The organism is Synechococcus sp. BA-120 BA3 (assembly GCF_034931285.1).
Lineage (GTDB): Bacteria > Cyanobacteriota > Cyanobacteriia > PCC-6307 > Cyanobiaceae > Cyanobium.
In genome coordinates this window covers 1-7,534 of the sequence record NZ_JAYGHZ010000318.1, presented here as the reverse complement: position 1 = coordinate 7,534, position 7,534 = coordinate 1, and the positions used below count along the sequence as shown (strand labels likewise).

At 71.1% G+C, this 7,534-nt stretch carries 11 protein-coding genes; 6 read left to right on the top strand and 5 right to left on the bottom strand.

The annotated features are described in order from the left end of the window. Window positions 1–2: 2 nt before the first annotated feature. A complete protein-coding gene (locus tag VB737_RS13190; protein WP_500313613.1) occupies window positions 3–323 on the bottom strand; it encodes a hypothetical protein in 321 nt (106 codons plus the stop codon). 52 nt (window positions 324–375) lie between these two features. Between VB737_RS13190 and rsmA the strand changes: the two genes are divergently transcribed. From rsmA to VB737_RS13175, 3 genes are read left to right on the top strand one after another with little or no spacing between them, the layout of a single operon-like run. Further along, window positions 376–1,221, top strand: coding sequence for a 16S rRNA (adenine(1518)-N(6)/adenine(1519)-N(6))-dimethyltransferase RsmA (gene rsmA / locus VB737_RS13185; RefSeq protein ID WP_500313612.1), 846 nt, complete (start codon window positions 376–378; stop codon window positions 1,219–1,221). Window positions 1,222–1,226: 5 nt separating this feature from the next. After that, window positions 1,227–2,357 carry a 4-(cytidine 5'-diphospho)-2-C-methyl-D-erythritol kinase gene (gene ispE, locus VB737_RS13180; RefSeq protein ID WP_500313610.1) on the top strand — a complete coding sequence of 377 codons (1,131 nt, stop codon included), beginning with the start codon at window positions 1,227–1,229 and terminating at the stop codon, window positions 2,355–2,357. 39 nt (window positions 2,358–2,396) lie between these two features. Next, window positions 2,397–2,909, top strand: a complete 513-nt coding sequence (locus tag VB737_RS13175; RefSeq protein WP_094583973.1) for a DNA recombination-mediator protein A — start codon at window positions 2,397–2,399, stop codon at window positions 2,907–2,909. Window positions 2,910–2,920: 11 nt separating this feature from the next. On the opposite strand, the gene VB737_RS13170 is transcribed toward VB737_RS13175, so the two are convergent. After that, window positions 2,921–3,370, bottom strand: coding sequence for an NfeD family protein (locus VB737_RS13170; RefSeq protein WP_500313608.1), 450 nt, complete (start codon window positions 3,368–3,370; stop codon window positions 2,921–2,923). A gap of 102 nt (window positions 3,371–3,472) precedes the next feature. Between VB737_RS13170 and VB737_RS13165 the strand changes: the two genes are divergently transcribed. Continuing rightward, the gene (locus VB737_RS13165; protein ID WP_323306204.1) at window positions 3,473–4,387 is read left to right on the top strand and encodes an SPFH domain-containing protein; all 915 of its coding nucleotides are present in this window, start codon (window positions 3,473–3,475) and stop codon (window positions 4,385–4,387) included. 22 nt (window positions 4,388–4,409) lie between these two features. Here the strand turns inward: VB737_RS13165 and VB737_RS13160 are convergent, their stop codons facing one another. After that, complete coding sequence (locus VB737_RS13160) at window positions 4,410–4,898, bottom strand: MAPEG family protein (protein WP_500313607.1); 489 nt, start codon at window positions 4,896–4,898, stop codon at window positions 4,410–4,412. Window positions 4,899–4,958: 60 nt separating this feature from the next. On the opposite strand from VB737_RS13160, the gene VB737_RS13155 reads away from it, so the two are divergent. Further along, on the top strand, window positions 4,959–5,450 hold the full coding sequence (locus tag VB737_RS13155) for a YajQ family cyclic di-GMP-binding protein (protein ID WP_500313605.1): 492 nt from the start codon (window positions 4,959–4,961) through the stop codon (window positions 5,448–5,450). On the opposite strand, the gene VB737_RS13150 is transcribed toward VB737_RS13155, so the two are convergent. Further along, window positions 5,392–6,054: a hypothetical protein gene (locus tag VB737_RS13150; protein ID WP_500313603.1), complete on the bottom strand. Its 663-nt coding sequence runs from the start codon at window positions 6,052–6,054 to the stop codon at window positions 5,392–5,394. The two genes, VB737_RS13155 and VB737_RS13150, sit on opposite strands and share 59 nt — an antisense overlap. A gap of 70 nt (window positions 6,055–6,124) precedes the next feature. Beyond that, window positions 6,125–6,367 (bottom strand): hypothetical protein, encoded by a 243-nt coding sequence (locus VB737_RS13145; RefSeq protein ID WP_500313601.1) that lies wholly within the window; start codon window positions 6,365–6,367, stop codon window positions 6,125–6,127. A 79-nt stretch (window positions 6,368–6,446) separates the two neighbouring features. On the opposite strand from VB737_RS13145, the gene VB737_RS13140 reads away from it, so the two are divergent. Beyond that, on the top strand, window positions 6,447–7,534 hold a 1,088-nt coding region (locus VB737_RS13140), incomplete at its 3' end, for a hydantoinase/oxoprolinase N-terminal domain-containing protein (RefSeq protein WP_500313599.1).

Below are 7,534 nucleotides of genomic sequence, written 5' to 3'. Positions count from 1 at the left end.
GCTCAGGGCTGGCCGGTGGCCGGGGCCGGCGTGGCCGCGGGGGCCGGCGTCATCGTGTAGTACACGGTGCAGCGGTAGCGGGTGTTGTCCAGGCCCACCTCCAGGTCCTCGCAGACGGTGCGGGTGATCGTGGCGCCCTTGGGCACCTGGCTCCTGGCCTGCTGGCGGGTCGCCTGACGGTCGAAGATCGATTCGGCGGTGACGCTGCCGGCAAGGGCGGGGCCCGCCAGCAGGGCAAGGCCGCCGGCCAGCAGGGCACCGGAGAGCAGAGGGCCGGTCAGCCGGAATCCAGGGGCCATGGCGGAAGGGGGAGGCTGCTCCACCTCTAGCCAGGCCTGACGGCGCTGCAATCTGGGGAGACCTGCCGGCGCCTCCATGACCTTCAGCGGCCACCGGGCCCGCAAGCGCTTCGGGCAGCACTGGCTGACCGATGGCCAGATCCTCGATCGCATCGTGGCGGCCGCCGACCTGCGGGCCGACGACCACGTCCTGGAGGTCGGCCCGGGCCGGGGCGCCCTGACCGAACGGCTGCTGGCCTCGCCGGCGGCCTCGCTGCTGGCGGTGGAACTGGACCGGGAGCTGGTGGTGGGCCTGCGGCAGCGGTTCGGGGGCGACGGGCGCTTCACCCTGATCGAGGGGGACGTGCTGGAGCTGGTGCTGCCCGTCCCGGACCGTCCCGCGCCGACCAAGGTGGTGGCCAACATCCCCTACAACATCACCGGCCCGCTGCTGGAGCTGCTGGTGGGGCGCCTGGGCCGGCCGGCCCCCTGCCGCTTCGAGCGGCTGGTGCTGCTGGTGCAGCAGGAGGTGGGCCAGCGGATCCGGGCCCGGCCGGGCTCCAGCGCCTTTTCGGCCCTCAGCGTGCGTCTGCAGCTGCTGGCCCGCTGCAGCAGCGTCTGCCCGGTGCCGCCCCGCTGCTTCTCGCCGCCGCCGAAGGTCACCTCGGAGGTGATCGTGATCGAGCCCGTCCCGCCGGAGTTCCTGCCGCCGGTCGCCCAGGCCCAGGCGGTGGAGCGGCTGCTGACGCGCTGCTTCGCCGGCCGGCGCAAGATGCTGCGCACCACCCTGGCGGGACTGCTGCCGGCGCCGGCCCTGCTGGAGGTGGCCGCCGCCGCCGGTGTCGATCTGCAGCAGCGGCCCCAGGAGCTGGCGCCCGAACGCTGGCTGGCGCTCGCCACCGGCTTGAATCGGGCATCGAGCGCCGATCCCTGCGGAGCGTGATCCCGATGGCAGATGTGACGGTGCGGGCACCCGCCAAGATCAACCTGCACCTGGAGGTGCTGGGCCTGCGGCCGGACGGCTACCACGAGCTGGCGATGGTGATGCAGAGCATCGACCTAGCCGACACCCTGGTGCTGCGCTCCACCGCCGATGCCACGATCCGGCTGCGCAGCGACAGCCAGGAGCTGCCCAGCGACGGCACCAACCTGATCGTCAGGGCGGCGGAGCTGCTGCGTTCCCGGGTCGGGCTGCCGGAACTGGGGGCGGACATCACCCTGCACAAGCGCATTCCCATCGGCGCCGGCCTGGCGGGGGGCTCGAGTGATGGGGCCGCCGCCCTGGTGGGTCTCGATGCCCTCTGGGGCCTGGCCCTGGGCACCGAGCGGCTGCACGGGCTGGCGGCCGAGCTGGGCTCCGACATGCCGTTCTGCCTGGAGGGCGGCACCCAGCTCTGCTTCGGCCGCGGGGAGCGGCTCGAACCCGTGACGGCCGCGGGGGCGCCCGGCCAGGCGGTGCTGCTGATCAAGCATCCGGCGGCCAGCGTCTCCACCCCCTGGGCCTACGGCCGCTGCCGGGAGCTGCGGGGTGATTTCTACCTCGACGCCGAGGAGGACTTCGAGCAACGGCGCCAGGCCCTGCGCCAGGGCCCCCTGGTGGCGGCCCTGGCCGGCCGGGGCCCGCTGCCCCGCCTGCGCAACGACCTGCAGGCGGTGGTGGAGCCGGAGGTGGAGAGCATCCGCGCCGGCCTCGACCTGCTGGGGGAGACCCTCTCGATCGGCGCCATGAACGTCAATTCGGCGATGGAATTCTTCCGCCGCCGTCGCAACATGGCCGTGGTCACCGGCGCCGACCGCACCGACATCCAGCTGGCGGCCCTGGAAGCCTCCACCCAGTGCCTGATCCTCACCGGGGCCGGCGAGCCCCTGCCCCAGCTGATCAGCCGGGCCGAGGAACTGGAGGTGCCGGTGCTCAAGGTCGACCACGACACCCTCACCACCGTGGAGGTGATCGACGCCGCCATCGGCCATGTGCGGCTGCACGAAGCGGTCAAGGCCACCTATGCGATCCGGCTGGTGGAAGAGAACTGCCACTTCGAACGGCTGTTCCGCCGTCTGCGCCTGGCGGTCCATGCCTGAGGGCGCTGCTAGTTTCAATCCGTTGGTTGTCGATAACGGGTGACCCGGTCCCTAGATCTTCCGGCCCTGGACCGGATCGATACGCTCGCCCAGGAGCTGGCCATGCTCCAGGACCGGGGCAAACGCAGGATCGCCTTCCTCGGCAGCCGCCATGTCCCGGTGGTGTCGATCCATCTGGTGGAGCTGGTGGCCCGCTCCCTGGCCCAGGAGGGCCACAACCTGATCACCTCCGGGGCCCAGGGGGTCAATGCGGCCGTGATCCGCAGCGTGCTGGAGGTGGATCCGGCCCGGCTCACCGTGCTGCTGCCCCAGAGCCTGGAGCGCCAGCCGGGCGAGTCCCGCAGCCAGCTGGAGCGGGTGCTGCACCTGGTGGAGAAGCCCGAGAACGACGAGCTGCCCCTGCCGATGGCCAGCAGCCTCTGCAACCAGGAAATCATCAACCGCTGCGACCAGCTGATCTGCTACGCCTTCCACGACAGCGAGACCCTGCTCTCCAGCTGCCGCACCGCCGAGGACATGGGCAAGGTGGTCAGCCTGATGTTCTTCGACTGATCCCGCTGGTTTCAGTCCGGCAGGGTCTCCTGGCGCGGCAGCACCTGCAGCCGCGTTCCCTCCCGGCCCATCACGGTCACCTGGGTGCCCGGGGGCAGGGCCTGGCCGGAGGCCAGGTTCAGGGCGGCCCAGCTCTGGCCCTGCCAGCGCACCCGGCCCTCGCCGTTGGCATCGAAGGCGGTGGTCACCTCCGCCAGTTCGGCGCGGGCGCCGGGGGGGATGGCCCGGGCCTGGCGGCGCGCCGACCAGCGCCGCAGCCAGGCGTAGCCCGTGCCCACCAGCACGGCATAGAGGAGCAGCTGGGCCATCGGCGGCAGCACCGGGGCCAGGATGGCGACGAGGGTGAGCAGCAGGGCCGCCACGCCACCGATCAGCAGCAGGCCGTCCCCGTCGGCACCCACCAGCTCCAGCAGCAGCAGCACCCCCGCCAGGGCCAGCCAGAGGATCGGGGGTGCGGGCATCGGCGGGGTGCGACGGGGCGGGGGCGGAGGAACAACGAAACCAACGGGACCGTTGGCCGTCGCTCCCATCCTGCCTAGCGTTGCGCCAGTGAAGAAGCCCGCATGGAAGCGCTCATCATCCCGGTGCTCGTGGTGCTCGCCGGACTGGGCATCAGCGGCGTCAAGGTCACCAGCAGCAGCCGTTCGATGCTGGTGGAGCGCCTCGGCAAGTACGACCGCCAGCTGCGCCCCGGCCTGTCGCTGGTGATCCCCGGCCTGGAGCGGGTGGTGAGCCACGAATCGCTGAAGGAGCGGGTGCTCGACATCCCCCCCCAGCAGTGCATCACCCGCGACAACGTCTCGATCGAGGTGGATGCGGTGGTGTACTGGCAACTGCTGGAGCACGCCCGTGCCTACTACGGCGTCGACAACCTCCAGGCGGCCATGGTGAACCTGGTGCTCACCCAGATCCGGGCCGAGATGGGCAAGCTCGACCTCGACCAGACCTTCACCACCCGCAGCGAGGTGAACGAGACCCTGCTCAAGGAGCTCGACCAGGCCACCGATCCCTGGGGCGTCAAGGTGACCCGGGTGGAGCTGCGCGACATCCAGCCCTCCCAGGGGGTGCAGCAGGCGATGGAGCAGCAGATGACCGCCGAGCGGGAGAAGCGGGCGGCGATCCTGCGCTCCGAGGGGGAGCGGGAATCCCAGGTGAACGCGGCCCGGGGCCGGGCCGAGGCCCTGGTGCTCGATGCCAAGGCCAAGCAGGAGGCCGTGCTGCTCGATGCCGATGCCCAGGCCAAGCAGCAGTTGCTGCTGGCCAAGGCCCGGGCCCAGGCCGCCACCGAGCTGGCGGCCGTGATCGAGGCCCATCCGGCGGCGGCCGAGGGGCTGCGGCTGCTGCTGGCCAAGGACTGGATGGCCATGGGTCAGGAGATGGCCCGCTCCCAGGGCGGCAGCGTGCTGATGGTGGATCCCCAGAGCCCGGCCTCGCTGCTGGCGGCCCTCAAGGGGCTCCAGGAGAAGGGCGGCAGCTGAGGCCCGTCCGCCGTCCTGGCCCTCAGCTGCGCAGCACCGCCCGCAGCCCTTCGGAATACAGCAGGGCGGTGCAGAGGATGCCGCCGGCCCAGCAGAGGCTGCGCACCGGGGGGATGTTGGCCACATACGCCGCCAGGTAGCCCACCCGCAGCAGGGGGTGCAGCCAGGCCACCAGCGCCAGCCAGGGGGAGGCCGCCAGGGCGCCGGCGGCCACCACCAGGCACAGCAGGCAGGCGGGCGCGTGCAGGGTGAAGGCCTCGAAGCTGTTCTGGTGCGCCCAGTTGGCCCGCTTGCCCCAGGCCGGCAGCCGCTCGAACATCGCCCGCGGGGCGGCCAGGTCGGAGGGGGTGAAGTCGGCCTGGGAGCGGGCGGCCCCCAGGGGGATCAGGCTCAGCACCACCACGGCGCCCGAGAGCACCAGGGACCAGGCGAAGGGCCCTCCCGCCGCCGCCGGCAGCACCGGCAGGGCGATGCTGGCCGCCAGGAGGGGGGGGAGCAGGGAGAGGGTCATCGGGGGAGGGCGCCGGAGGTCTCTTTTCTAGGCTGGCGCTGCCTTGCCTTCGCCTGCGCCATGGCCGACAGCTATTCCTTCGACGTCGTCTCCGACTTCGACCGCCAGGAGCTGGTGAACGCCGTCGACCAGGTGCGCCGCGAGGTGGGCCAGCGCTACGACCTCAAGGACTCCAACACCGAGATCGAGGTGGAGGAGGCCAGCCTGACGATCACCACCGCCAGTGACATGACCCTCGACGCGGTGGTCGATGTGCTGCGCCAGAAGGCCACCAAGCGCAACCTGTCGCTGAAGATCTTCGACCTGCAGACCCCCGAGCCAGTCGGCGGCAACCGGGTGAAGCAGGTGATCAAGCTGCGCAAGGGCCTCAGCCAGGAGCTGGCCAAGAAGCTCAGCAAGCTGGTGCGCGATCAGGTCAAGAAGGTGACCGTGGCGATCCAGGGCGAGAGCCTGCGGGTGACCGGCAAGAACAAGGACGACCTGCAGCAGGTGATCACCCTGCTGCGGGCCGAGGACCTGGAGGTGCCGTTGCAATTCGAGAACTACCGCTGAGGCCACCACGGAGCCTCTGTCGCAGCCGCCGGCTGCAGCGGAAGGCCGCCGCCACCCCCAGGATCGGCAGGGGGCCCGGCACGGCATCGTCGGTGGGATCGCCGTGGGGCATCGGTCTGAGCGGTCCGGTCCGGGGCTCGGTGTCGGGGGTGGGTTCCGGGCAGGCGCTCAGATCGCCATCGCGCTCGAAGCCGGGGCAGTGGAACAGCGACCCCTGCAGGGCCCAGTCCTCCCCGCTGGAAGGGCCGGTACCGGAGGGTGTGATCAGCAGCTGCCAACCCTCGTTGACGCCATGGAAGCGGCTGGTCGCGGTGAGATTCCTGCCGCTGGCATCGACGGAGAGGAAGCCGCAATCAGGGAGCTGGCAGAGGGGGGCAAGGCTGTAGAGACCCTCTGGAGCATTGTTCGGCGGCGTGACGGTCAGCCAGGCCTCGGCGGGAGGAAGGTTGGTGGTCTGACCGGCCTCCAGGTCCTGGAAGACGCCCATCACGCCTTGAAGCACAAAGCGGATGTCGAGAGCCAGAGCCGCCTGGGGAGCCAGCAGGATGGCGGCGGAAATCCCGACGACAATGGATGGATAGACCAGAAGAGTTCGCCGCTTCACTGTGACTGCGACTTCGTTGATTCCATCTTTGGGGGTATTAGCTAGTGCGGCCGTCACTGTTGCCGGATTTTCACCGCTGATGCAGATCCGATGCCGGCATGCATCCCAGCGCCAACGCCTTGGTCGCCTTCAGGCGGCGCTGACCACCAGCAGATCGCGACACATCGAACTGTTCCATCGACAGGGTCACCCCTCTCCTGAACATCCTTCTGCTTTTCTCACCGATGGCAGCAGCGACGATCTGACGATGCGGCCAAGCACGGCAGCGAGCAGCCGGCTGGACGCTCCGACGGGCGGCTTCCCAGATGCCCACGGCACCTTCATCCTGGGAGGGTCTTTCCGTCGTCCACTCTGGTGTCTGCCTGCCGAGCCCGCTCTCAACGCCCGTCGCGATGAGTGGCGGCTGGCGTTTCTGGATCGACCGCGGTGGCACCTTCACCGACGTGGTGGCCCGCACCCCCGCTGGCGAGCTCCTGGTGCGCAAGCGGCTCTCCGATCCGCCGCCGCCTTCCGATGGCTCGGCCCCGCAGGATCCCGCCGTGGCCGCCCTGCGGGAGCTGCTGGAGCTGGCGCCGGAGCAACCCATTCCCCCCGGGCTCGTTTCAGATCTGCGGCTGGGCACCACCGTGGCCACCAACGCCCTGCTGGAGCACCAAGGGGCGCCGGTGCTGCTGCTGGTGACCCGGGGCTTCGCCGATCTACAGCGCATCAGCGACCAGCACCGACCCGATCTCTTCGCCCTGGAGATCCGGCGGCCTGATCCGCCCCCCTTGCGGGTGATCGAGGTGGGTGGCCGGCTGGCGGCGGATGGTGCCGAACTGGAGCCCCTGCAGCTGGATGAAGCGCTGGAGCAGTCCCTGGCCCAGGCCCGTTCCGACGGCTTCCGCAGCCTGGCCGTGGCCCTGCTCCACGCCGGTCGCCACCCGGTCCATGAGCAGGCCGTCGGGAGCTGGCTGGCCTCACGGGGCTTCGGCCCGGTGGTGCTCTCGCACCGGCTCAGTCGCCAGCCCCGGCTGGTGCCCCGCCTCGACACCACCGTGCTGGAGGCGGCCCTCGCCCCCGTGCTGGGCGCCTATCTCGATCAGGTGCGCGCCGCCATCGGCGCCGCCATCCCCCTGCGGGTGATGACCTCCGCCGGCGCCCTGCAGGCCCCCGGGCTGCTGCGGGCCAAGGACACGATCCTCTCCGGCCCGGCGGGCGGCATGGTGGCGGCCGTGGCGGTGGCGGCCGCCGCAGGTTTCGGCGCCGATCCGATCCTCGGATTCGACATGGGCGGCACCTCCAGCGACGTCTTCCACTTCGATGGCAGCCGCGGCGCGGCGGCCTGGGAGCGCAGCAGGGAGACGGAGATCGACGGCCTGCGGCTGCTGGCGCCGATGCTGCCAATCCACACCGTCGCGGCCGGCGGCGGCTCGGTGCTGCACGTGGCGGATGGCCGTCTGCAGGTGGGGCCCCGCTCGGCCGGCGCCAACCCCGGCCC

Bases quoted from the DNA above. Each gene is read 5' to 3' on its own strand.
- rsmA (WP_500313612.1), top strand. From the start codon at position 376: ATGACCTTCAGCGGCCACCGGGCCCGCAAGCGCTTCGGGCAGCACTGG.
- ispE (WP_500313610.1), top strand. From the start codon at position 1,227: ATGGCAGATGTGACGGTGCGGGCACCCGCCAAGATCAACCTGCACCTG.
- VB737_RS13170 (WP_500313608.1), bottom strand. From the start codon at position 3,370: ATGCCCGCACCCCCGATCCTCTGGCTGGCCCTGGCGGGGGTGCTGCTG.
- VB737_RS13165 (WP_323306204.1), top strand. From the start codon at position 3,473: ATGGAAGCGCTCATCATCCCGGTGCTCGTGGTGCTCGCCGGACTGGGC.
- VB737_RS13160 (WP_500313607.1), bottom strand. From the start codon at position 4,898: ATGACCCTCTCCCTGCTCCCCCCCCTCCTGGCGGCCAGCATCGCCCTG.
- VB737_RS13155 (WP_500313605.1), top strand. From the start codon at position 4,959: ATGGCCGACAGCTATTCCTTCGACGTCGTCTCCGACTTCGACCGCCAG.